The organism is Pontibacter locisalis (genome assembly GCF_042684605.1).
In the GTDB taxonomy this organism is placed as follows: Bacteria; Bacteroidota; Bacteroidia; order Cytophagales; family Hymenobacteraceae; genus Pontibacter; species Pontibacter locisalis.
This window is the reverse complement of the sequence record NZ_JBHULU010000003.1, coordinates 38,108-61,105: the sequence shown is the minus strand read 5'-3', so window position 1 is coordinate 61,105 and position 22,998 is coordinate 38,108. Positions and strand designations below refer to the sequence as shown.

Sequence of the window (22,998 nt, the reverse complement as noted above, 5' to 3'; positions counted from 1 at the left end):
TATTCTATGAAAAGAATAATTAAAAAAGTAGCAGTGCTAGGCTCCGGGGTAATGGGCTCACGGATCGCCTGCCACTTTGCCAATATTGGGGTGCAGGTGCTGCTGCTCGACATTGCTCCAAAGGAACTGACACCAGAGGAAGAGAAGAAAGGCCTGAAGCTCGAAAGTAAGGCTGTGCGAAACCGCATTGTGAACAGTGCTTTGCAGTCAGCCATAAACTCTAATCCATCGCCGCTATACCGTAAGTCTGATGCAAGCCTGATACAGACCGGTAATTTTGACGATAACATGAAGGATATCTCCACTGCTGACTGGACCATAGAAGTGGTGGTAGAGAATCTGAAGATAAAGAAGCAGGTTTTTGATCAGGTAGAACAACACCGCAAACAAGGTACCCTGATAACTTCCAATACATCAGGCATTCCAATTCATATGATGCTGGAAGGTCGCTCTGACGATTTCAAAAAGCATTTCTGCGGTACGCACTTCTTCAATCCCCCACGCTACCTTAAACTGCTGGAGATCATCCCTACACCAGAAACAGATAAAGAGGTTGTCGATTTCCTGATGCACTACGGTGATCTTTACCTGGGTAAAACAACCGTGCTTGCTAAGGATACACCTGCTTTTATAGCTAACCGTGTAGGTATCTATGCTATTATGCAGGGGCTGAAGGTGATGAACAAGTATGAACTGACTGTAGATGAAGTTGATAAGATAACAGGCCCGATCATCGGTCGTCCTAAATCAGCTACTTTCCGAACCTTGGATGTAGTTGGATTAGATACGTTGGCAAACGTCGCTAACGGATTATACCAGACAGGAGAAAAGGATGAGTCGCGTGAGCTGTTTAAGCTGCCGGACTACTTGCAGAAAATGGTTGAGAACAAGTGGCTGGGCGATAAAACAGGCCAGGGCTTCTACAAAAAGACCAAAGACGCAAAGGGTAAGACTGAAATCCTGACGCTGGACCTGAACACGCAGGAATATGGGCCAAAGCAGAAGGTGAAGTTCCAGAGCCTAGAGGCTTTAAAGCCGATTGATGACCTGAAGAAACGCATTAAAGTTTTTGCTCAGCAGGATGATAAAGCTGCTAAGTTTTTCAAGGAGTCGTTGTTTGGTCTTTTCCAATACGTGTCTAACAGGATTCCTGAGATCTCTGACGAGCTCTATAGAATAGACGATGCCTTACGTGCAGGTTTTGGATGGGAGCTTGGTCCGTTTGAGTACTGGGACGCCATCGGGGCCAGAGAAGGTGTTCAAAGAATGATAGAGGCAGGCTACGAACCAGCACCGTGGGTTGAGGATATGCTAAACAATGGCAAAGAGTCTTTTTATATCGTTAATAGTGGCACGCGCCATTATTACGACATACAGGTTAAAGAATATAAAGCCATTCCTGGCGCTGAGAATTTCATCATACTTGAGAACCTGCGTGGTAATAAAGTAGTGTGGAAAAACAGCGGTGCTACCCTCACAGACTTGGGCGATGGCATCCTGAATGTGGAATTCCACACCAAGATGAATACCATTGGCGGAGATGTGGTTGCCGGTTTAAACAAGGGCATTGAACTGGCAGAGAAAGATTTCAGAGGTATGGTAGTCGGCAACGATGCTGCCAACTTCTCTGCTGGTGCTAACGTGGCCCTTATATATATGTATGCGCTGGAGCAGGAGTATGATGAGATCAACTTCATGATCAAGCAGTTCCAGAACACCATGATGCGCATGCGCTACTCAGCTATACCTGTTGTAGGTGCTCCGCATGGCCTTACACTGGGCGGTGGCTGCGAACTGAACCTGCATTGCGACCACGTACAGGCTGCTGCTGAAACCTACATGGGCCTGGTAGAGTTTGGCGTTGGCCTGATACCAGGAGGTGGCGGTACAAAAGAGATGACCATGCGTGCCGCCGATATGTATGCTGAAGGTGACATCGAGTACAATGACCTGAAGAACGTGTTCCTGACAATCGGTATGGCTAAGGTATCCACCTCTGCAAAAGAGGCGATTGATCTTGGTTATATGCGCAAAAGCGATGGCATCACCATTAACAGCAACCGCTTGATTGCCGATGCCAAATCACACGCCATTATGCTGGCTGAGGCTGGTTATACAAAGCCTGTGGAACGCACTAACATCAAGGTGCAGGGTAAAGGTGCACTGGGTATGTTCCTCACAGGTGCCAATGCCATGTATTCAGGGCGTTACATTTCGGAGCATGATAAGAAGATTTCTGAGAAACTTGCCTATGTAATGTGCGGAGGAGATTTATCTGCCCCAACTGAGGTGAGCGAGCAGTACCTGCTGGATTTGGAGCGTGAGGCCTTCCTGTCACTTACCGGGGAGCGCAAAACGCTTGAAAGAATTCAGAGCATCCTGACAACAGGCAAGCCACTGAGAAACTAGGAACTATAGGATAAACTATAAAAGAGCATCAAAATGAATAACGCATATATCGTAGCTGGATTTCGAAGCGCAGTGGGTAAAGCTCCGCGTGGTGTTTTCCGGTTTACCAGACCAGATGACCTGGCCGCTGATGTCATCAAACACTTATTAAGTACAGTTCCTGCCCTGGATCCTGAGCGTGTGGACGATCTGATTGTAGGTAATGCCGTGCCGGAAGCAGAGCAAGGCTTGCAGATTGGACGTATGGTCTCATTGCTGGCACTGCCAATGTCAGTGAGTGGTATGACCGTTAACCGCTACTGCGGCTCGGGGGTAGAAACCATTGCAATCGCTGCTAACCGCATCGCGGCAGGTATGGCCGACTGTATAGTTGCAGGTGGTACTGAATCAATGTCAATGGTTCCTACTGCTGGCTGGAAGACTGTTCCTAACTACAAAATCGCAAGTAAGAATCCTGATTGGTACCTGAGCATGGGCTTAACGGCAGAGGCTGTGGCTAACGATTACAAGGTTTCACGTGAAGATCAGGATGAGTTCGCTCTAAAGTCGCACCAAAAGGCGCTGAACGCTATTGAGAAAGGCTACTTCAAAGATCAGATAGTACCAATCACCATAGAAGAGACTTACCTGGATGAAAATGGTAAGAAGAAAACGAAGACTTATGTAGTGGATACCGATGAAGGTCCCCGTGCAGATACCTCTTTAGAAAGATTGGCAAAGCTGAAGCCCGTCTTTGCTGCAGGAGGCACTGTAACGGCCGGTAATTCTTCGCAAACATCTGATGGGGCTGCCTTTGTTATAGTAATGAGCGAGCGAATGGTAAAGGAGCTGAATCTTGAGCCGATTGCACGTTTGATAAGCTATGGCACAGGTGGCGTAGACCCTCGTATTATGGGTATGGGGCCAATTGCAGCTGTTCCGAAAGCTTTAAAGCAGGCAGGTATGACCCTAAATGATATCGACCTGATTGAAATGAACGAAGCGTTCGCAGCACAGTCTATTGCTGTTATGCGTCACCTGGATTTTGACCCGGATAAACTCAACATCAACGGTGGTGCAATCGCGCTTGGGCACCCCCTTGGTTGTTCTGGAGCAAAGCTCTCCGTTCAGCTTTTTAGTGACCTGCGTCGCACGGGAGGCAAATATGGCATAGTAACCGCCTGCGTTGGTGGCGGACAAGGTGTTGCCGGTGTATTTGAACTCCTGAAATAAACTAACCAAACTGTATCTAAAACATCTTAAATAAACTATCAATGGAAACTCAAAATAAAACTGCTAGCATAAAAGGTGGTGAGTTCCTAATCAAGGAAACAGATCCGCAGGACGTTTTTACACCTGAAGAATTTAGTGAAGAGCAGCGCATGATGGCCCAGACCTGCCTGGACTTTGTGGAGGAAGAGGTTACACCGCTGCTCGACAGATTAGATAATCATGAAGAGGGGCTGATGGAGAGCCTGATGAAGAAAGCAGGGGACTTGGGTCTTTTTGCGGTTTCAATGCCTGAGCAGTACGGTGGTCTTAACATGGACTTTAATACTTCGCTCCTGGTAACAGAATCTGTAGGCGGCGGACATTCTTTCCCGGTTGCGTTTGCAGCACATACCGGTATAGGTATGCTGCCGATTTTATACTTTGGCACAGAAGAGCAGAAGCAGAAGTATCTTCCTAAGCTTACTACAGGTGAATGGGCGGCAGCTTATTGCTTAACAGAACCAGGTTCTGGCTCAGATGCACTTGCTGCCAAGACCAAAGCGGTGTTAAATGATGCTGGTACGCACTATATCCTGAACGGGCAGAAGATGTGGATCACTAACGCAGGTTTTGCGGATGTGTTCATCGTTTTTGCACAGGTTGATGGAGATAAATTCACTGGCTTTATTGTGGAAAAAGGTTACCCTGGCCTAAGCCTCGGTAATGAAGAGCACAAAATGGGTATCAAAGGATCATCTACGCGTCAGGTGTTCTTCTCAGATTGCGAAGTGCCGAAGGAGAATGTGTTGGGTGAAATTGGAAAAGGTCACCTGATCGCTTTTAACATCCTGAACATTGGCCGTATCAAGCTTTGTGCTGCAACACTGGGAGCCTCTAAAAAAGTAGCAGATCTTTCTATTAAGTATGCGAATGAGCGTCATCAGTTTAAACTGCCTATCTCCAAGTTTGGTGCCATCCGTCATAAGCTGGCTGAGCAGGCCATCAGAATCTATGCTGTAGAGTCGGCGCAGTACCGCGCAGGTATGGATATTTACCGCATGGAGCAGGAGCTTGTGGCTGCCGGTAAAGATGAAAACGAGGCATTGCTTGGTGCTGCCCGTGAATTTGCTGTGGAATGCGCCATGCTGAAAGTTGAGGGCTCTGAGGTGCTTGACTTTGTAGTGGACGAAGGTGTTCAGATCTATGGTGGTTATGGCTTCTCAGCTGACTACCCAATGGACCGTGCTTACCGTGATTCTCGTATCAACCGCATTTTTGAGGGTACTAATGAGATCAACCGCATGCTTACTGTAGACATGATCCTAAAGAAAGCCATGAATGGTGAGCTTGATCTAATGGGGCCAGCACAGGCGGTTCAGAATGAACTTATGGCTATTCCTGATTTTGGAAATGAAGAGGAAGGACTGTTCGCTGCAGAGCATAAAGCAATCCGTAACCTGAAAAAGGCAATACTTATGGTGGCGGGTACAGCTGTTCAGAAGTACATGAACTCACTTGCGAAAGAGCAGGAGATACTGATGAACATTGCTGACATGGCAATTAAAACTTATGTGGCAGAATCTACTTTGCTGCGGGTAGAAAAGCTGGTTAGCCAGAAAGGCGAGGAGGCTGTGGCAAATCAAATTGATATTGTGCGTGTTGTGGTGAATGATGCCGTAGATGCAGCCCTTATTGCCGGTAAAGATGCAATTGCATCAATGGCTGAAGGTGACGAGCAGCGCCTGCTGTTTATGGGTCTGAAGCGCTTCACTAAGAAAGACCTGTACAATACGAAAGAGGCACGCCGTCGTATAGCAGCAGCCTTGATAGAGGCAAATGAATATGTTTATTAATTTCTGACCATTTATAGTTAAAAAAGCCTTCTCCTTAGGGGAAGGCTTCTTTTTTTAGGCTGTTGTTTCGCAGCAAGCATAGAAGATTCTTATAAAATAAAATACACAAGGAAAATAAGGCCAAAGAAATATAGCATTTACACTAGTGTTTCGCGTGGAACTTACCTTATTGTATTTAACTAATCCTGCTCCAGTTTACAGTGTTAGCACTCAGCGACTGTATATGCCGGCGTAAATTATGATTCTGGGGTTGCTCCAGCTGAGGATCGACATGCAGGACACGCTGCGCGGCAGCACGAGCTTCCTGCAGTATGGGAGCATCTTTCGCCAGGTCAGAAATAAGCAGGTCCAGCACGCCACTTTGCTGTGTCCCCATCAGGTCGCCCGGACCACGGAGCTTCAGGTCAATATCTGCAATCTCAAAGCCGTTGTTAGTACGCACCATTGTTTCCAGACGGGTTTTGCTGTCTTTGCTTAGTTTATAGCCCGTCATTAGTATACAGTAGCTTTGCTCAGCGCCACGTCCGACACGGCCCCGCAACTGGTGTAGCTGCGATAGGCCAAACCGTTCCGCACTTTCAATGATCATCACTGAAGCATTTGGCACGTTCACACCCACCTCGATAACAGTAGTTGCCACCATGATCTGCGTCTCGTTCTTCACAAAGCGCTGCATCTCGTAGTCTTTGTCCTGTGGCTTCATCTTACCGTGAACCATGCTTACTTCATACTCAGGAAAGGCTCGCTTCACACTTTCATATCCATCCATCAGGTCCTTATAGTTCTCCATCTGCTCCGATTCTTCAATTAACGGATACACGATGTACACCTGCCTTCCAAGTTTTATCTGGTCCCGGACAAACTGAAACACACGCAGACGGTGTGAATCAAAGCGATGTACAGTTACAATTTCCTTACGGCCTGCTGGTAATTCATCTATTACAGACACATCTAAATCGCCATACAGGGTCATGGCTAAGGTACGTGGGATTGGAGTAGCCGTCATAACAAGCACATGAGGTATGACCCGTGGGTTCTTGCGCCACAGTTTAGACCGTTGCTCCACACCGAAGCGATGCTGCTCATCTACAATGCACAGACCTAGGTTCTGAAATTGCACTACATCCTCTAGGAGTGCATGTGTGCCTACAATCATTTTCATGTCTCCTGAGCGAAGCTGCTCGTGAAGCACTTTGCGTTCTCTGGCTTTGGTAGAGCCTGTCAGCTTGCCTAAGTTAATACCTAAGCTATCGGCGAATTTTTTCAGGCCCACATAGTGCTGGTCGGCCAGGATCTCAGTTGGTGCCATTAAAACAGACTGCGCACCATTGTCTGCTGCGATCAGCATTGTTATAAAGGCTACAATAGTTTTGCCGGAGCCAACATCTCCCTGTAGCAGACGGTTCATTTGTTTGCCTGCCGTCAGGTCACCATATATTTCCTTTACTACCCGCTTCTGGGCATTGGTCAGGTCAAAGGTCAGGTGGTTCTTGTAAAACTCTGTTAGGGTAGGCACCTGGTTAAAAACCTGCCCTTTAAGATCTGCTTTACGCACTACCTTCTGCCGGAACAGGCGCAGCTGGATATAAAAAAGCTCCTCAAATTTTAATCTGAACTTTGCCGCATTATACTTTTCCACCGTCTCCGGAAAATGTATGTTGATAAGTGCGCTGCGCTTATCTGTGAGGCGGTATGTATCAATTAGTTCAGGCGATAGCGTTTCCTGAATGTTAGGAACCGCTACTTTAAGTAGCATTTCCATCATCTTGCCGATTACCTTACTGTCGATACGGTGTGCCTTCAGCTTCTCGGTAGTGTGGTAGACAGGCTGCAGAAATGCTGTTGTTTGTTTTTCCTCCGCCAGCTCCTCCAGTTCCGGATGTGCCATGCTGAATTTACCGTTAAATTCAGTCGGCTTTCCAAACACAATGTAATCGGTATGGTTCTTTAGCGACTTCTGCATCCACTTCACACCCTTAAACCACACCAGTTCCAGCTGATCGCCATTCTCATCCACCAGGGTAGCTGCCAATCGTTGCTTTCTTCCTTCGCCGATTACCTCTTTTCCTCTGATTCGCCCTCTAACCTGTACGTAAGGCATGCTCTCGTCCAGTTCCGAAACCTTATAAAATTGAGTACGGTCGAGATAGCGGAACGGGTAGTGCTGTATAAGATCACCATAGGTAAAGATCTGCAGCTCTTTCTGCAGCAGCTCTGCCCGCATGGGCCCCACACCTTTAAGGAATTCGATCTTAGTGTTAAAGAAATTGCTCAAAATTCTGGCTTGCTTCTGAGGTTAAGGAATGGCAAGTGTAGATTACAAAAATAAGCAAAAGCCCTGACAGGTGTAAGTGCTGCCAGGGCTTTTGCTCGTGTTATTATTTCAAAGTGATATAAAACCCGCTTATTGCTTGTCTTTCCACTTTAGCGTATTCAGCAAGTGAATGATGTCTTTTTTTACAAAATCAATAACTGGTGCTAAAGAATCATTTTGAGTAGCCGTTCTAAAGTACAATGCCCCCCGAAGGAAATGATCTGTAGAGTCGGTTACGTAAAATTGAAACTGACTTGGCACCTCCCCCTCCAGCTCAAATACTGAGGCAACATCGCCAGATGGTATTCGAACCTCTGTTTCCTCAATAGAGTATGCTTTTACCTGGTGTTTGCCTGTCAGTTTCCGTGCATCTTCTATTAAATCATTCAGCTTCTCGGGATCGTTGTTAAGCTCTTTGTACGTTAACTGCACATTAGCCCCCAGGTTCGGATATATAATGTTTATCCAGTGAGGTTGCGCAATCAGCGAAGAATCAGGTCTTATCTTGGCATGCTGGGAATATTCGAATTGGTAAGGATGCTCTTCTTGTAAGGACTGATAAGTTTGCGAGGGTAGATCAATCCGGTTAAATCCTTTTGGTTTAGGGGTATACTCTGCACTGCAGGCTACCATAGTTGCTGCCACGCTAAACCATAAAAAAGCTTTTAGCTTAGCCAGCTTTATGGTAGTGTTCTTTCTTGTTTCTGACATTGATTTTAACTCGTTTAACACGCTTTGTGTCCGCTGATTCAATGGTAAAACTAAAGCGGCCATAGGATGCTTCTTCGCCCACGCGCGGAATGCGGGAGAAGAGTGCCAGCATTAGTCCCGCTACAGTTTCATTCTCTCCCTTTACTTCGTTAAAGACATCGAATGGGACTTCTGCTATTTTGCAAAAGTCGTGCAGAGAAGTTTTACCATCAAATATAAAAGTATTATCATCTAGTTGAGAGTAAATGATATCATCATCGTCATCAAACTCATCATTAATTTCGCCTACAATCTCCTCCACAATATCCTCTAGGGTAAGCAGGCCTGAAGTAACGCCGTATTCATTTAGAACAATGGCCATATGCACGTGCTTCTCCTTGAAGTCCTGAAAAAGATCAGCTATTCTCTTGGTTTCCGGTACATAAAAGGCGGGGCGAACAAGCTTTAGCCAATTAAAAGTTTCACCTTCGTGCAGGTGGGGGAGCAGGTCTTTAACATAAAGTATACCTTCTATCTTGTCAGTACTCTCTGTATAGACCGGTACCCGGGAGTATCCCCATTTCAGTATCTGTGGTAACAACTCGGGCAGTGTTTCCTTTGCATTAAAGGCTATCACATCGATACGCGGGCGCATGATTTGTTTTACAGTGATGGAGCCAAAGTTAACTACCCCTCTTAAAATCCTTCGTTCTTCCGGGGAGGTGTCCTCGTTTGTAAGTGCCACATCAAGGCTGTGGTGCAGCTTTTCTATGGTATGCTGGTATCCCCGGATCATGTAATTTTTGTCGATATACTCACTGATTCTGGCCATTAACCATGAAAGAGGCCTCGCGGTTATCTGCAGGTAGCTCAAAAAAGGAGAAACGCTTCTGGCAATTGTCAGCTGCCTTGTTTGAACATATACTTTAGGCAGTACTTCACCAAAGAACACAATAAAGAAAGTAGCGAAAAGGACGCAGAAAATCATAGGAGCCACACTTAGGGCGGTGGTGCCAAAAAGCTGCCAGGCTACATAAGCAAATAAAGTTATGATGCCTACGTTGATCCCGTTATTAAAGACCAGTAAGGTATTAAGAAGCTTACGCGGGTTTTGGAGGAGTTGGAAAACTTTCTGCTCAGCTGGCAGCGGACTATTCTTACACTTTTCCAGTTCGTGCTCTGAGAGAGAAAAAAAAGCTGCTTCTGCTCCCGAAACGAGAGCAGAAAGCAGCAGAAGGATGAAAGCGGCAATGGATGCTGCTATATATTCTATTCTGAGTTCAGTAAATGAGCTTTGAAGTAGTTGTAATAAGCTAAAACTCAGGGGGTCTCCGGAATCTATACTTTCCAAAATTAATCTATTTCGTTCAACATAGGGTTAGAACGGAAGATCGTCCGGCTCATCATTCTGAGCAACAGACTTGCTTCCGCCACTGTAGCTGCTTTCGCCAGTGTTGGTGCTGGCAGAAGACTCCTGGTAACCGCTGCTGCCGTTTCCGCTGTCGCTACGACCGCCCAGCATGGTCATGTTGTCTGCAACAATCTCAGTGCTATAGCGCTGGTTGCCTTCCTTGTCCTGGTATTGGCTGGTTCTGATTTTACCCTCAATGAAAACAGACTGACCCTTACGAAGGTATTTTTCGGCTACCTCTGCCAGGCCACGCCATAACACAATGTTGTGCCATTCGGTCTTTTCCTGCTTCTGTCCGTTTTTGTCTTTATAAGACTCGGAGGTTGCTAAAGGGAAGCGGGCTACAGCCACACCGCCTTCTAAATGACGTACTTCAGGGTCTTTGCCCAGATTTCCGATCAAAATTACTTTGTTTACACTTGCCATGTCTTTCTTGTCTTAATAGTTAATTAATTGGGCTACTCCGGCAACCAAGCCGGAGGCAAATATGGCTTTCTAAACTACAAAACTACAATAAATTTAGTTCAGTTTGATTAGTCTATAAATGTATTAAAATCTTAGCATCTTTCAAATAGCTGCTGATAAGAACAGGCTTCGGAAGATCGTCTATTTTTTCAGGGCTATAAAGCGCTAATCTCGTTTCCTTTGTGACTTTTTCCTTTAAACGGGATTTCAGCTTGAACTGATAAAAACGGGCAGTTATTTTTTGATGGCTAAGAATGTGTTTATAGTCCTTCCGGGGAGGATGAAGCTGTATTTCTTCTAACTCAAGCCCTGCCTTGCTTAATTCTTGTAATAAAGCTCTCTGGTCTAGCTCATTGCTGTCGCTTTCATACAGGTAGAAGTCGTACAGCCCCTGCCAGATGTCACCTTCTAACCGTTTCCGGAGGTAGTACTGCCTTTCAAACTCCAGTACAATGTAATGGAAAAATCGCGGCCTCGCTGCTTTGGCTTTAGACTTTACAGGAAGTTCCTGCACCATCCCATGGTTAAAGGCGAAACATTGCTGCTGCAAGGGGCAAAACAGGCAGTCCGGCATTATGGGAGTGCATTGGATTGCCCCAAATTCCATTATAGCCTGATTATAAGAGTCAGGTTGTTCTGAGGGTACTAAACTGTCTGCCAATTTCTGAAACACTTTGCGAGAAGCGGGAGCAGCGATATCATCGGCTATGCCAAAAACACGTGCTAATACCCGGAATACATTGCCATCAAGTACTGCCACCTGCTCTTTAAAAGCAAAAGCTGCTATCGCTGCAGCCGTGTAGGAGCCCACGCCTTTTAGTTTTAATAGTTCCTCATATTTGTCAGGGAATCGGCCACCGTATTTTTCAACAACCAGCTGCGCCGTGTGATGCATATTCCGGGCTCTGGAATAATAGCCAAGCCCCTGCCACAGGCGCAGTACTTCATCCTGTGGTGCTGATGCCAATTCCTGCACCGTTGGATAGCTTTTTTTAAACTTCAGGTAGTAGGGTAGCCCCTGTGCTACCCTCGTTTGCTGCAGGATCACCTCTGAGAGCCATATGTAGTATGGATTGGTGGTGTCACGCCATGGTAAGGAGCGCTTGTGCTGTTCATACCAGTTAATTAGCGTTTGAGAGAAAGCAGCAGGAGTAGGGGAGCTCATAGCAGAATTAAATTGACTTCAATTGTGATTCGGAGGAACGGACAAAAGTAATCATTTGTTGAGTGTGCTGCCATGAGTGTCTGTTGCTGAAATATTATAAAGAAGCAGGCGTTATGCAGGCAGATACATGGCACGGGTATTGTATAAAATGAGATTGTTGGGGTAAAAACGTAAGAATCAGCCTTTAATAATTTAGCACTAAAGCTTTTACTTATCGAAAAGTAAAATTACCTTTGTGCCCCGAAAATTACGGAATCAGGGTAAGTTCCTGATTATAAAGATTGAAAAATTAACTGATTATCAAATTTATAAAAATCTAAGAAAGTGACTAAAGCAGAAGTAATATCAGAAATTGCTGATAAAACAGGGATTGATAAGGCGGATGTTCAAGCTACAATTGAGGCTTTCTTCAAAGTAGTTAAAGACTCTATGGCTGATGGTAACAACATCTACGTGAGAGGTTTTGGTAGCTTTGTGAACAAGAAGCGCGCGAAGAAAGTAGCACGTAACATCTCTAAGAACACGTCTATCATTATTGATGAGCACTTTATTCCAAGCTTCAAGCCATCTAAGACCTTTATCCAGAAGATTAAAAACAGCAAGAAGATCAAAGAATTAGCTACTGCTTAATTTTTTATATCTTTGCAGAATTAATTTGTTTGATTCATTCACAATTACTTAAGCAGAAAGAATGTCCCGGCCCCAAATACTGATCGTTGTTGCAGCCATCGCTTTGGCAGCCGCCATGTTCTTTCTGCCTAAGGTGGTTGTAAATGAGGATGATAAAAATAACATAGCTCAAAGCGAAACTGCTGCCGTGCCTGAAGGTCACTCGGAAGATGATGGACACGACCATGGAGCAGAGGCTGGCGCTGGTGGTACAGCTGTTCATACAGCAGCAACGCCAGAACAGCTGATGGAGTTAGCTACTGCCCGTGCAAAGTATAATAAAGCTACTGATGCACAAGCTCGCAATCGTTTGGCGGCAGAACTGGGAGAAGCATATGAGAAAGCGTCTAAGTATGACAGTGCTGGTTATTATTTCGAAATAGCTGCAAATGCCCGTGGTGGTGAAAAAAGCTATAAGAGAGCCGGTGATGCATATTATGAGGCATTTACGTTTGCAGCGACTCAGGAACGTGCCAATGAGTTGGGCGCGAAGGCCAGGGGCATGTATGAGCAGGTGCTTAAAAACAATCCTTCAGACCTGGATGCGAAGACTAACGTAGCTATGACTTACATTGCCAGCACAAATCCTATGCAGGGAATTACGCTGTTACGTGAGGTGGTTGCTACGGACCCGAACAACCAGAAGGCGTTATTTAACCTGGGCATTCTGTCTATCCAGTCTACCCAGTATGATAAGGCTGTTGAGCGTTTCCGTCATCTGGTGGAAGTTAACCCGTCACACGTGGAAGGAACCTTCTACTTAGCGGTAGCATTAGCCGAGACAGGTGAAAAGGAAGAAGCTAGAGCTTTATTCAATAAGGTGAAAGGTATGAGCAATGATCCTGCGCTTGCAGCTTCTGTTGATGAGTATCTGGCCAGATTAAATTAAAGAAAAGAAATAATTCAAAACATAAATTTCAAGACTATGCCTTGCGGAAAGAAAAGAAAAAGACATAAGATCGCTACACACAAAAGAAAGAAGCGTCTAAGAAAAAACAGACATAAGAAGAAGTAATTTCTTCTGCGTTAATTGAGGCCCACATTGCTTCTGCAATAGTGGGCTTTGGTCTATACATCCAACAAATATCTTTGAGAGAAATTGAGTAATGAACTAATTATCAATTCTACTCAGGATGGAGAGCGCATTGCGCTTTTACAGGACAAGAGACTGGTTGAGTATCACTTCGAGCGTAAAGACACAAATTACATTGTAGGTGATATTTTTCTAGGTACTGTAAAAAAAGTAATGCCAGGCCTAAATGCTGCTTTTATTGATATTGGCTACCACAAGGATGCATTTCTGCATTACCATGATTTGGGCGCAAATATCAAAACGCTTAATAAGTACCTGAAAGTAGCACAGACTCAGAAGAACGCAACGCCTAAACTTAACCAGTTAAAATTTGAGCCTGAGATAGACAAACTAGGCAAAATAGCTGATGTTCTTAAAAAAGGACAGCAGCTGTTGGTCCAGATTGTAAAAGAACCTATTTCTACAAAAGGCCCACGATTATCCTGTGAGCTTTCTTTAGCAGGACGATTTCTGGTGCTCGTGCCGTTTTCAAACACGGTAAGCGTATCCAAAAAGATCGTCAGCAAAGAAGAACGAACACGCCTTAAGCGCCTGATCACATCGATCAAGCCGGAAAATTTTGGTGTAATTATCAGGACGGTGGCCGAAGGACGTGAAGTGGCAGAGCTCGACAGAGACCTGCGCAATATGCTTGCTAACTGGGAAGAAGGGTTTAAGACGTTGAAGACAGCTAAGCCATGTGACAAAGTCATTGGCGAGCTAAATCGTTCTTCTTCCATTTTGAGGGATTTGCTTAACGAGAGTTTTGATAACATAGTAGTAGACGATAGTCTGCTCTATGAGGAGATCAAAACATACATCGGCAGTATTGCACCAGATAAATTAAAGATTCTGAAGCAGTACACCGGAAAGACTAAAACCTACGAACACTTCCACATCGAGAAACAGCTCAAAGCTGCTTTCGGTAAAACAGTGACTATACCAGGGGGCGGATACCTGGTGATTGAGCACACCGAGGCACTGCATGTGATCGATGTAAATAGTGGGAACAAATCTAATACCGAAACCGATCAGGAGGCCACAGCGCTAAATGTGAACATGATGGCTGCCAAAGAGGTAGCACGTCAGCTTCGCCTTCGGGATATAGGTGGTATCATTGTGATAGACTTCATCGATATGAAGTCGCCGGAAAACCGTCAGAAAGTATATGAGGTAGTAAAAGAGGAACTGAAAAGAGACCGATCAAAATCTACAGTTCTTCCAATCTCAAAATTTGGCCTGATGCAGATAACGCGTCAGCGTGTAAGGCCAGAGCAAAACATTATAACCGGAGAAGTTTGCCCTACCTGTAATGGCACCGGTAAAATAACAGCCAGTATTCTGGTTACAGACGAAATCGAAGCAGCGGTAGACAACCTGCTGACAAGCCACAACCATAAGGGGCTTATTATTTACCTGCACCCGTTTGTGTATGATTACTATACTAAGGGAATCGTATCTAAGCAAACGAAATGGTTTTTTAAGTACTTTAAGTGGGTGAAATTAGTTAAAGATACTTCGTTGGGCATCACGGACTTCAAAGTGATGGATGATCGGGGCGATGAAATCGAACTTCGTGCTTCTTTTACGGAAGAGCCTGAAGTACTAGACAAAGAAGAAGAGTAGCAATATACTTGAAAAGAAAAAGCCGGCTGGAGTAGTTCTAGCCGGCTTTTTCTTTTTAAGTATATTATATCAGAACTTCACACCAACATCAAGTGAAAAGCTGTTGTTCTTTAAAGCAATGTTCTTATCACCAAGTGTCTCCCTATAGAAATCATCAATGTTAGAAAGGCCTCTATGATAAGTAAGGCCTGAGAAAAGCTTTGTGCTCTCACCCATTTGAATTTCTACACCGCCTCCCAAAAGAACATCTGCTTCAAATATATTGAAGCGTTTTATCGCTTTTTCTCCGTCTATTACTTTCTTGTCATTCACGGTTGCGGCTACTTTAGTGTTAAGTGAGCCGCCCACCTGGAAATACACAAGCGTTCCGGGAGTAACCTCATTGGTGAAAAGCTTTAGAGATAGCGGAAGCTCAATGTATTGCAAAGCGATGTCATCCTTGCCACTAGTGGTTACAGAGGAACCATCCTCTACGCGGGTGTAGCTATAGGATATTTCGCTGCCTTTGCTACGATAAACAAGGCCGGTGCTAAAGGCATAATTCTTTGCAAAGAAATAATCCGCAACCACACCCACGCCTAAACGCAGCTTGCTGCTTTCTTTCTCAAAGTTATACTTATCTTCGGCAATAAAGCGGTTGCCAGAGATGGTAGGAGACAGCATGAGGCCTATTTCTATCTGGGCCATTGATGCATATCCAGATAATAAAAATAATACTAAGATGGTAATTTTCTTCATGAGCATAATTAAATTGAAGCAATAGTGTTACTCTAATACGTAAGAACCCTCTATTTTTGTACAAATATACTAGAATAATGTATTACAGATTTTTAATACTTGCTGTACTCTTCCTTGCTTTTGGTTGTAAAGATGAAGGGTGTGAAATACCTTCTGAGATTGCTGAAATACCAGTAGATATAGAAATAGAGCGTTTAGAAAAGCCTTTCTATGCTGCCGATACCAAGGCGGGTATGGCTGATTTCATAAAAACAAATCCGCTCTTTGCAGATAAATACCTGCAAAGAGATCAGTACCCTGCGGATTCATTGCTGATAAACCCACTTCTCGAATTAGCGACCAATGAGTCCCTGGACACGTTGGTGCAGGAGTCTTCGAAGCGATTTGGTAATATGCAGCAGGAAGAGGAACAACTGGAGACGGCTTTCAAACATATCAAATATTACTATCCGGAATTCAACAGTCCGCAGGTGAAGACTTTTGTTACTGGCCTTGGCACTTTGGGTAGCGATTTATTTATTTCTGACTCACTCATTGTGTTTGGCCTAGACTACTTTATAGGAAAGGGTGCAACCTATCGGCCACAGGTATATGAGTATATCTTAAAGCGGTATGAGCGGGAGATGATGATACCTGCTGCTATGCTCCTGCTTTCAAACCGTTTTAACAAAACTAACACTACCGACAGGACTGTTCTTTCTGAAATGGTGAACATGGGCAAAGCCTATTACTTCGTGGAGAAGGTAATGCCTTGTATACCGGATTCACTGATCATCGGATATTCGGGGCAGGAGTTGGCAGACGTAGAACATAATGAAGGACGAATATGGGCTCATTTCATTGAAAAGAGCCTGCTTTACGAAAAGAATCCTTTCCTGATAAACAAATATTTGGGAGAAAGACCCACCACTCCAGAGATAGATGCCAAGGCTCCAGGAAGATTAGGTGCCTGGGTTGGCTGGCAGATTGTACGTGAGTATATGGCCAAAAATCCAGATGTCACACTGCCAGAACTTATGGCAAACACAGATGCACGGAAAATCTTTACTGAATCTAAGTATAAGCCTGAGAGGCGTAAGTAAAAAATAGCTGCAGTAGTCTGCTCCTGATGCATATAGCCGTTTTTAACCAGCACCACCATAATCCCGACTGCCCTGCCACATGCAGGCACTACAGTTTTTTAGAAGAGCTGGCAAAAAGGCATAAGGTTACATTGATTACCAGCGATGGGTGGCGCAATATAAGACTCACAAAAGAGTATAAATGGGTTCCTGAAGGGGTAAAACTGTACGAGTGCAACTCCCCCTATGCAAATAAAATGGGAGTAGTGCAGCGCATCAAGTCCTTCAGCCATTATACAGCGTATGCACTGAGAATAGGAATGACGATGCCAAAGCCGGATATTATCTGGGCAGTTTCTACTCCTTTAAGTACCCCATGGGCAGCGGCACAGGTGGCAAAGCTAAGAAATGTACCTTGGGTTTTTGAGGTGCAGGATCTATGGCCACAGTTTCCGATTGAGATGGGTGCTGTAAATAACCGGCAACTTAAGCGCTTGCTGTATAAGACAGAAAACAAACTTTATAGAAGTGCTAGTGAAATAATTACTTTATCCCCTGATATGTCTGAGTATGTGCATCATCTTGAGATCGAGCAGGAGAAAGTAACTACCATTTTAAATGGCACTGATTTCACATTCATAAATGCTGTGCAGCAGAAAGATGTAGAGAGCCTGCGTGAAAAGTATAAGCTGGAAGGAAAGAGTGTGGTGCTTTATGCCGGAACATACGGCAGAGCAAATGCTGTTCCTGCTTTGATGGAAACAATCAGAGGGATGGCGTCAGATGAAAGTATCGTGTTTCTATTGGCAGGAAACGGATATTATGAGCCACAACTTCAGGAACTGGCCTCACAGACAGCTAACTTGCTTCTTCTCCCTCCACAGCCACGTTATGAGGTTTTTAAATTATTTAAACTGGCAGACCTGTCTTTAGTTACTTTCAATGATTTGCCGGTGCTAGCTTCAAATTCTCCTTCTAAATTCTACGATAGTCTTGCCTGTGGCACTCCTGTAGTTGTAACCAACCCGGGCTGGACAAAAGACTTTGTTGAAGACCATGGCTGTGGCTGGTATTCTCCTGCCGAACAGCCAGCCTCTTTAGCTACAACAATCAATGAAATACTGGCACAACCAGAGGAGCTCAAGTTGGCAGGCGCTAGAGGTGAGACGGTAGCTCGTGCAATGTTTGACAGAAAGAAGTTGGCCGAAAGAATGGAGGAGATATTAATCAGGGGGCAAAAACCAAAAAGACGTAGCTATTGAGACCATCATTAGCTAAATTATAGACAATAACACTGCAGAGTTGAGAGGCGTTAATTGACAAAGCATTGGGGAAGTATAGGAAGGGCGTAACCTAAAAAACAAATAAGTCACTGCTTTATGAATGTACTGAAAAGGGTGCGGCAGCTAGTGCTTGGAGCTAATGAGATTCTCCTTGTAGCATTGCTTGTGCTCCTGCTGGTACATATTGTCTCACCAAGGAACTTTCCCTTTCAGCCAGACTACACTTTTCCCTTGAAAGATTTTCTGGTGCACCTGATAGGAACTCTCCTGCTCTGGCAGACTTTGAGCTGGAACTATAACAGGCGCTACAGGCCGGCTATCATAAAAGGAAATTTTTCACCTGCCCTTATCATAAAGGTTGTTCTGATGAGCATGGGCATTGGCTTAATTATCTACCTGCTATATGTGCCACTGGTATTTGTTTTTGTATACAAGCAGCCAGTGCACCTTTATAACCTGGTGGTGGGGGTGATTACTTCCTTGCTGTCTGTAGCTCTTGTAATTATTATTTATCTAGGCATAGATATTTTCCGCTTATGGAAGCAGGTGCAGAATACACCAATGATAAATACTGTAGTTATAAATACTGACAATTCTGCATCTGCCGCAGAGCCTCTATCAAGTAAAAAGAAGTCCATTGTGCAGGACCAGATTGTGATTCATACTGGGCGGGAAACTTTGCAGCTGCCCTTACAGCAGATCGGCTACTTTCTTTCAAAGCATAAAATGGTATTTGCCATGCTTCGCTCAGGTAAGCGTGTAACTACACATTTTATACTTTCTGAACTGGAGGAGATGCTACCAAAGGAAGAGTTCTTTAGAGTGTCCAGACAGGTGATAGTGAATAAACCTGCAATTACTTTGGTGCAGAAGGAAACTAATAACAAGCTCTTGTTGCAGATAGCGGTAAATGGGCAGGCACCGGAAGAAATTATAATAAGCAGGTACAAAGCCGCAGAGTTCAAAAGATGGTTTTCACCCAATGGGTAGAGCCACTGCTGCTACCATTCAGTCAAAAATTCAATACCACTCAGCTTTAATAGCGGTAAAACACTTGGAGAAGGCCCTTTTTCAAGCTTTCCTTTGCAGCATAAGTTTTACCATTTAACCTATGCCGCTATGAACACTGTATCAAACATCAGCATCTCAACACGCAAAACAACTATCTTAACTGGTTTAATTCTTGCGTTGCTCCTGCCAGCAGGACTTATTACTTTTGCTTCGTTAGGCTGGCTAAATAAAATAACCTTCGAAATTGGTTATTGGGCTATTGCATTTACTTTGATAGCTTATGCCCTGCTAATAGAGCAGAAGTCTTTCAGTTCACTTGGCTTTCGTAAGCTTTCATTCAAGGGCCTGCTGTGGGGGATTGGACTTGGGCTTTTGCTCCTGATAGTTTTCCCTGTTGCGTCCGTACTAATAAAGCTGGTGGGGCTTGAAGTATCACAGGAGAATGCGAAAGCACTTGCCGGGATGCCTGTGTATTCTTTATTCCTGCTGGCTCTCCGTGCCGCTGTCACAGAAGAAATCTTATATCGTTCATACCCCATAGAGCGACTTATAGCAGTTACAGGTAGTAAAGCAGTAGCTGCAGCTGTGCCACTACTTGTTTTTATAGTCTCGCACCTGAGCTGGGGTTTAGGTCACTTGCTGTTCGTAACACTGGCAGGAGGCATACTAACAGCCTTCTATCTTTGGAAACGAAATATCTGGATTAATATCATCGGCCACTTCTTTGTTGATTTCGTTGTTTTTATGCTCTTGCCTCTGTTCATAGCAAAATCCTGATCAAGTAAAAAGAGATCCGTAGTTGCTGCGGGTCTCTTTTTACTTGATTCTTTATTGCTACTATGCCCCAAGCTTATTCTCCGGATCATCCGGGATGTTGGGGAAATTTTTTTGGAAGAAGGCACAGAAGTGGGTGAGAGGACACTCCTCGCATTTTGGTCTGCGGGCTACGCAAATATAGCGGCCATGAAGTATAAGCCAGTGGTGTGCTTTAGACACAAGTTCATTGGGTATGTTAGCAACTAACTGCTTTTCCACTTCTAAAGGTGTTTTAGCTGCTTTTGTAACAAGGCCCAGACGTTTGCTCACTCTGAACACATGTGTGTCCACGGCCATGGCGGGTTGGTTCCAGATAACCGAAACAATCACGTTGGCTGTTTTACGGCCTACGCCGGGCAGTTTCACCAGTTCTTCCACAGTACTTGGTACTTCTGAATTAAACTTTTCTATCAGCATCTTCCCTAACCCGGCCAGGTGCTTGGCCTTGTTGTTAGGGTACGATATACTTTTGATGTATGGGAAGATCTCTTCAGGTGTGGCAGTAGCCAGGTGTTCCGGTGTTGGGTATGCCTCAAAAAGGGCTGGTGTTACCATGTTCACGCGCTTATCAGTACATTGTGCGCTAAGCACAACAGCAAGTATAAGCTCGTAAGGGTTTGTATAGGCCAGTTCAGTTTCAGGCTCCGGAAAATGCTGAGTGAAGTACTCAATCAGGAGCCTGTAGCGTTCTTTCTTAAGCATAAAAAAAGTTTGCAGTCTGTTAAGACTGCAAACTTAAGCTTTTTGAATAACTAAGTATGCTTTGTACCGATCGCTCACTTGGGCTTTTGAGCGCACCGTCTAAAAGATTCTGGATCAATAGGAGCTCGGAGCAGCCTTCGGCCAGCTCGTCATCGTGCATAAATGCCGCTTCCAGTTGCTCACAGGCATCATCTGCCAATTCATTATAAACATACTGGATCAGCTCATTCTGAGTAGAGGTTTTTATCATAAGCAAAATTACTTTTTAGCATCTTCTTCCTTAAGTTGATAAGCGCATAGCGCATACGTCCTAAGGCCGTGTTGATGCTCACGCCGGTGGCGTCTGCTATTTCCTGAAAGCTCATGTCTGCGTAATGGCGCATCATAAGGACTTCCCGCTGCGTTTGTGGCAGCGTCTGGATTAGCTCTCTCAGGCGTGCATGTGTGTCTTCTTTTACCTGAACCGACTCAGCAGAGTCTTCAGAAAAAGCCATTGTGTTAAACACATTGCTGCCGTCATCCAGCGTGATCATCGGGCTTCTCTTCTCTTTACGGAAAAAGTCGATCGCAAGATTATGTGCGATTCGGCATATCCAGGAAGAGAATTTGCCTTCCTCGTTATACCTGCCGCCCTTCATGGTATGGATTGCTTTTATAAAAGCATCCTGCATGAGGTCTTCAGCAGTATAAGAGTCCTTTACAATTAATAAAATAGTCGTGTAGACTTTGTTCTTGTGTCTGTTTACAAGCTGTTCAAACGCATTTTCTTCACCTGCGATATAAAGCGAAACTAAAGCAGAGTCGCTCAGCTGGGTCGTTGTATTCATCGTAAAGCTACATTAGTTTAACGTAGAGCTTTATATCATATTGTTGCGCTTAGTATTTTTGAACAAAGTTTTTTGAAGTGTAAATCAAATATAGGTAATACATTTTGTTCGTGCAAGAGGGTAATTCTCCTCCTGTGAAAAAATTAGATGGTTGTTGTACCAACTACCTAGTTCCGAACGTTTCAGCGGGTGCTGATTTCTTATACGTGGAGAAAGTATAAATGAGTGTCCTTTTCATTCAATTTAGTTTTCCACATATAGAAGAAGGCTGGTATTCAGCTGTTTCCCAAAGAAAGTGGTGTAGGAAGGATAATGAAAAGCACCTAATAAAGCCCGAACCGGTTATGGAGGGAGTGAAAAGAACAAGCCAATAGGCTGAAATTTGCTATTGGCTTGTTTACTTTAATCTTTAAATGTTGTCTTTACTGCGGCTTCAGAACCCCATTCATTTCCATTTTAAGCTGGAATACATGCGCTATACTTAATGCCTTTTGTTTAGCCTCCTCTGCTTTAGTCCCCTCAAACAATTCATCTACAGTACTTGTGAATAAGTTTGTCCACCGGCTAAAGTGTGTACGCTCAATTGGCAGGCGCAGGTGCTTTGGAAATGGCTGACCTTTATACGCCATGCTTCCGAAAAGCACAGTGCTCCAAAAGTTATACATGACTGGTAAGTGTAATGACCAGTCAACTTTTGCAAAACTGTTAAAAATGGGTGAAAGCAGGTTGTCCTGGTTAACATTATCATAAAAAGTGTCTACCAGTAACTTTATATCATCTTCGCCTTCAATATCCTTTTTCATGATTAGGTAAGCTGCTTTAAAACGAAACACGCTAAGTATGGCGTTATTCTTTGCTCGTTTTGCCATACTTAGACAGGTATAGTTACCTGAGAATGCAAGTTTACAAGCATCAATGCTCTGAGAAAATGATAAATATCACTTGGTGGTAAAAAGAAGGAGGTTGAAGTGTTGGTTTATTTTCTCCGACTTAATCTATTGCAGTGAGGCGGGAGCCTTAGGAAAGTAAAGGACATAAAAAATCCTTCGAAAGAGCTGAGGAATCTTACCGAAGGATACTGTGACAGTTGATTAGTTTTATTTCCTGCTGTAACCCTTAATGCGGTTAAGGATCAGAAGTAGACGGCGGTTTATGTCACGCTCTTCTACAGGGTTGCATTGTGCTGAAAGATCACATGGCTCTTTAAGCTTTTGCTCTACAGACTTTAAATGCTCCAGGTAGCACTCAAGAGTGGTGCATGATACGTTTTTTAAACTACTTTCAACTTTACCACTCGCCTCATTTTCCTTTTTGTACTTCAGGTTTATAGCTTTAGTAATTTCAACATTAATCAGTTTGGTAACATCTGCGTCTGTTGTGATTTCCTGCTGGCACACTTTCTTCTCTATGTTCTCCAACAGATCTCTTATGTCAAGAATATTCATATGGTACTCTTTTTGGTAATTAAATATTTTTAAACAACGGCTTATGGCTCCAAATTACGATATAGGAGAGCCGGCGTTAGCTGGAATAATTTTTTTTACAATTAATTAATAGTTCAGCTGCTAAGGTAACAGAGACATAAAAGCTCCTTTACGATTAGCTAAAACAGGTGCTGCTTTGCTGAGGCGATTTTTGTTTCTGTGCAGATAATGAATCGTGAAATTTTATACTTCAATTAGGGAGGTAGTGTTG

The 22,998-nt window shown here is 44.1% G+C and carries 21 protein-coding genes; 10 read left to right on the top strand and 11 right to left on the bottom strand.

Translation table 11 applies throughout. From position 1 onward, the window contains the following. Positions 1-6: 6 nt before the first annotated feature. The 3 genes from ACFSRY_RS02470 to ACFSRY_RS02460 are packed head-to-tail and all read left to right on the top strand — an operon-like array spanning position 7 to position 5,453. Entirely contained in the window at positions 7-2,409 is a 2,403-nt protein-coding gene (locus ACFSRY_RS02470) for a 3-hydroxyacyl-CoA dehydrogenase/enoyl-CoA hydratase family protein (RefSeq protein WP_377503113.1), read from the top strand. 33 nt (positions 2,410-2,442) lie between these two features. Beyond that, entirely contained in the window at positions 2,443-3,621 is a 1,179-nt protein-coding gene (locus ACFSRY_RS02465; protein WP_377503110.1) for an acetyl-CoA C-acyltransferase, read from the top strand. A 41-nt stretch (positions 3,622-3,662) separates the two neighbouring features. Beyond that, positions 3,663-5,453, top strand: coding sequence for an acyl-CoA dehydrogenase family protein (locus ACFSRY_RS02460; protein ID WP_377503108.1), 1,791 nt, complete (start codon positions 3,663-3,665; stop codon positions 5,451-5,453). A gap of 175 nt (positions 5,454-5,628) precedes the next feature. Here ACFSRY_RS02460 and recG read toward each other — a convergent pair whose 3' ends face one another. From recG to mutY, 5 genes are all read right to left on the bottom strand, one after another. Beyond that, a complete protein-coding gene (recG, locus tag ACFSRY_RS02455; RefSeq protein WP_377503106.1) occupies positions 5,629-7,728 on the bottom strand; it encodes an ATP-dependent DNA helicase RecG in 2,100 nt (699 codons plus the stop codon). Between the two features lie 129 nt (positions 7,729-7,857). After that, a complete protein-coding gene (gldD, locus tag ACFSRY_RS02450) occupies positions 7,858-8,400 on the bottom strand; it encodes a gliding motility lipoprotein GldD (RefSeq protein WP_449301363.1) in 543 nt (180 codons plus the stop codon). 37 nt (positions 8,401-8,437) lie between these two features. Next, the gene (gldE, locus tag ACFSRY_RS02445; protein ID WP_377503102.1) at positions 8,438-9,808 is read right to left on the bottom strand and encodes a gliding motility-associated protein GldE; all 1,371 of its coding nucleotides are present in this window, start codon (positions 9,806-9,808) and stop codon (positions 8,438-8,440) included. Between the two features lie 27 nt (positions 9,809-9,835). After that, a complete protein-coding gene (locus ACFSRY_RS02440) occupies positions 9,836-10,294 on the bottom strand; it encodes a single-stranded DNA-binding protein (protein ID WP_377503100.1) in 459 nt (152 codons plus the stop codon). Between the two features lie 112 nt (positions 10,295-10,406). After that, on the bottom strand, positions 10,407-11,498 hold the full coding sequence (mutY, locus tag ACFSRY_RS02435) for an A/G-specific adenine glycosylase (RefSeq protein ID WP_377503098.1): 1,092 nt from the start codon (positions 11,496-11,498) through the stop codon (positions 10,407-10,409). 324 nt (positions 11,499-11,822) lie between these two features. Here mutY and ACFSRY_RS02430 point away from each other — a divergent pair, with 324 nt between their 5' ends. The 3 genes from ACFSRY_RS02430 (at position 11,823) to ACFSRY_RS02420 (ending at position 14,865) form a co-directional block, all read left to right on the top strand. Beyond that, positions 11,823-12,128: an HU family DNA-binding protein gene (locus ACFSRY_RS02430; RefSeq protein ID WP_187068752.1), complete on the top strand. Its 306-nt coding sequence runs from the start codon at positions 11,823-11,825 to the stop codon at positions 12,126-12,128. Between the two features lie 61 nt (positions 12,129-12,189). After that, positions 12,190-13,056, top strand: a complete 867-nt coding sequence (locus ACFSRY_RS02425; RefSeq protein WP_377503095.1) for a tetratricopeptide repeat protein — start codon at positions 12,190-12,192, stop codon at positions 13,054-13,056. A 210-nt stretch (positions 13,057-13,266) separates the two neighbouring features. Beyond that, positions 13,267-14,865, top strand: coding sequence for an Rne/Rng family ribonuclease (locus ACFSRY_RS02420; protein ID WP_377503093.1), 1,599 nt, complete (start codon positions 13,267-13,269; stop codon positions 14,863-14,865). Positions 14,866-14,934: 69 nt separating this feature from the next. Here the strand turns inward: ACFSRY_RS02420 and ACFSRY_RS02415 are convergent, their stop codons facing one another. After that, positions 14,935-15,603 carry a porin family protein gene (locus tag ACFSRY_RS02415; protein ID WP_377503091.1) on the bottom strand — a complete coding sequence of 223 codons (669 nt, stop codon included), beginning with the start codon at positions 15,601-15,603 and terminating at the stop codon, positions 14,935-14,937. Positions 15,604-15,680: 77 nt separating this feature from the next. Between ACFSRY_RS02415 and gldB the strand changes: the two genes are divergently transcribed. From gldB to ACFSRY_RS02395, 4 genes are all read left to right on the top strand, one after another. Next, a complete protein-coding gene (gldB, locus tag ACFSRY_RS02410; protein ID WP_377503088.1) occupies positions 15,681-16,685 on the top strand; it encodes a gliding motility lipoprotein GldB in 1,005 nt (334 codons plus the stop codon). A 26-nt stretch (positions 16,686-16,711) separates the two neighbouring features. Further along, positions 16,712-17,926: a glycosyltransferase family 4 protein gene (locus ACFSRY_RS02405; protein WP_377503086.1), complete on the top strand. Its 1,215-nt coding sequence runs from the start codon at positions 16,712-16,714 to the stop codon at positions 17,924-17,926. Positions 17,927-18,043: 117 nt separating this feature from the next. Next, on the top strand, positions 18,044-18,937 hold the full coding sequence (locus ACFSRY_RS02400) for a LytR/AlgR family response regulator transcription factor (protein WP_377503084.1): 894 nt from the start codon (positions 18,044-18,046) through the stop codon (positions 18,935-18,937). A gap of 129 nt (positions 18,938-19,066) precedes the next feature. Next, positions 19,067-19,735 (top strand): CPBP family intramembrane glutamic endopeptidase, encoded by a 669-nt coding sequence (locus ACFSRY_RS02395; RefSeq protein WP_377503082.1) that lies wholly within the window; start codon positions 19,067-19,069, stop codon positions 19,733-19,735. Positions 19,736-19,795: 60 nt separating this feature from the next. Here the strand turns inward: ACFSRY_RS02395 and nth are convergent, their stop codons facing one another. From nth to ACFSRY_RS02370, 5 genes are all read right to left on the bottom strand, one after another. Further along, positions 19,796-20,476 carry an endonuclease III gene (gene nth, locus ACFSRY_RS02390; protein ID WP_377503080.1) on the bottom strand — a complete coding sequence of 227 codons (681 nt, stop codon included), beginning with the start codon at positions 20,474-20,476 and terminating at the stop codon, positions 19,796-19,798. 19 nt (positions 20,477-20,495) lie between these two features. Beyond that, positions 20,496-20,726, bottom strand: coding sequence for a hypothetical protein (locus ACFSRY_RS02385; RefSeq protein WP_377503078.1), 231 nt, complete (start codon positions 20,724-20,726; stop codon positions 20,496-20,498). Next, complete coding sequence (locus ACFSRY_RS02380) at positions 20,701-21,303, bottom strand: RNA polymerase sigma factor (RefSeq protein ID WP_377503076.1); 603 nt, start codon at positions 21,301-21,303, stop codon at positions 20,701-20,703. Before ACFSRY_RS02380 ends, ACFSRY_RS02385 begins: the two co-directional genes overlap by 26 nt. 422 nt (positions 21,304-21,725) lie before the next feature. Further along, positions 21,726-22,172 (bottom strand): group III truncated hemoglobin, encoded by a 447-nt coding sequence (locus ACFSRY_RS02375; RefSeq protein ID WP_377503074.1) that lies wholly within the window; start codon positions 22,170-22,172, stop codon positions 21,726-21,728. 228 nt (positions 22,173-22,400) lie between these two features. After that, positions 22,401-22,748: a hypothetical protein gene (locus ACFSRY_RS02370; RefSeq protein WP_377503072.1), complete on the bottom strand. Its 348-nt coding sequence runs from the start codon at positions 22,746-22,748 to the stop codon at positions 22,401-22,403. Between the last annotated feature and the right edge of the window lie 250 nt (positions 22,749-22,998).